At 43.4% G+C, this 1,482-nt stretch carries 1 protein-coding gene; it reads left to right on the top strand.

The features are described from left to right. Positions 1-93 precede the first annotated feature (93 nt). Positions 94-1,428: an ISNCY family transposase gene (locus AC1M9L_RS14680; protein WP_481592542.1), complete on the top strand. Its 1,335-nt coding sequence runs from the start codon at positions 94-96 to the stop codon at positions 1,426-1,428. The last annotated feature ends 54 nt before the right edge of the window (positions 1,429-1,482 follow it).

Consider the following 1,482-nt stretch of genomic DNA (forward strand, 5'->3'; position numbering starts at 1 on the left):
TGTTAGAAACCATTTAAAGTGTCTATATTCTCACCAATAAAAATGTCTAGTTTATGATGGTTTTTACCATCATGGACTGGATATAAATTAGAGATGTTGATCACTATGTCTGACAAGGAAATTCAACGTCTTGCAGTTCTGCAAGACGTTCGAGATCATCGTATTACCCAGGTCCGTGCTGCTGAAATCCTGAATCTTTCCACTCGTCAAATTACCCGGTTATTGCAGAAACTCAATCAAGACGGTGTTTCAGGTCTGGCACATGCCAGTCGTGGTCAACCTGGCCATCATCGCCATGATGAGTTATTAAAATCAAAATGTCTTTCCATTATTTCTGAACATCTGCTGGGCTTTGGACCTACCTTGGCGCATGAGAAGCTCAGCAGCATATTTGACCTGAATATCCCGGTAGAAACGGTTCGGCGCTGGATGATGGCCAATGACCTCTGGATTCCGCGATCCAAGCGCCTTAAACGTCCATATCAGCCACGTTATAACCGGGATTGCTTCGGTGAGCTGATCCAGATTGATGGCTCATATCATGACTGGTTCGAAGGACGCGCTGCTAAGTGCTGTTTATTGGTGTATATCGATGATGCCACTGGAAAGCTGTTGCATCTACGCTTCTGTGAGGCGGAAACCACCTTCGACTATATGCTTTCAACCCGAGCCTACATTGAACAATACGGCAAACCTCTGGCCTTTTATAGCGATAAACATTCGGTATTCAGAGTTAATCAGAAATCCAGGAAAGACAGCCAGATCACGCAATTTGGGCGGATTCTGAACGAGTTAAATATTGATATTATCTTTGCCAACTCACCACAGGCTAAAGGTCGCGTAGAACGCGCGAATAGAACCCTTCAAGACCGTTTGATCAAGGAGATGCGTCTGGAAGGCATCAGTTCAATTGCCGAAGCCAATGCATGGCTACCCTGCTTCATTGAGCACTTCAATCAGAAGTTTGCCAAGTGTGCGAGAAACTCGAAGAATTTACATCGATCTTTAACGGAATCTGATGCTGAGCTGGAGGATATATTCACTTGGCAGGAACTGCGTAAGGTCACGAAGAACCTAACCATCACCTATGACAAGTGTATTTATCTGCTTGAACCGACAGAGCTGAATCATAAGCTTGTTGGGCAATACATTTCATTTCTGGAGTACCCGGATGGCACTGTGGCCCTCATGCATGAAGGACGGAAGATCAACTATAGCGTCTTCAATAAACTGGCTGGACTACAGCAGAATGAAGTGGTTGAGAATAAAAGATTAGGCTCAGTTCTGGCGCATATCCAGCAACAACATGAAGAGTTGGAGAAACAGAATAAACGTTCCCGTCTCAAGAAAAGTATGCCGAGTCGTAAAGCTCAGAAAGCTGTTATTGAACAAAGAAATTTAAATCCTATGCTTGACTCTTGTGGTTAAAAACAGGACATTTTAAATGGTTTATCACATAGACATTTTAATTGGTGAATAACA

This window comes from Acinetobacter sp. ANC_7511 (assembly GCF_056779975.1).